This window comes from Streptomyces sp. NRRL F-2664 (genome assembly GCF_000719345.1).
Taxonomy (GTDB): Bacteria; Actinomycetota; Actinomycetes; order Streptomycetales; family Streptomycetaceae; genus Streptomyces.
This window is the reverse complement of the sequence record NZ_JOFX01000587.1, coordinates 1-241: the sequence shown is the minus strand read 5'-3', so window position 1 is coordinate 241 and position 241 is coordinate 1. Positions and strand designations below refer to the sequence as shown.

Sequence of the window (241 nt, the reverse complement as noted above, 5' to 3'; positions counted from 1 at the left end):
GTGTGCCGGATGCCGCGCCGTCGCAGGTGGCGACGGTTTTTGCGGGAGGTGTAGGCCTTGTCTGCCAGGACGTGATCCGGCCGTGTGCGGGGCCGGCCGGCCCGGCTGCGCGGCACCGAGACCCGTTCCAGAACGCGCTCGGGCTGGGGGCCGTCGCCGTAGTGTCCAGGTGTCAGGACCAAGCTGAGGGGCCGGCACCGCCCGTCAGCGGCAAGGTGGACCTTGGTGGTGAAGCCGCCCC

At 72.6% G+C, this 241-nt stretch carries 1 protein-coding gene; it reads right to left on the bottom strand.

Going from position 1 to position 241, the window contains the following annotated elements; genetic code table 11:
- On the bottom strand, positions 1-241 hold a 241-nt coding region (locus tag IF89_RS44320; RefSeq protein ID WP_158718190.1), incomplete at both ends, for a transposase.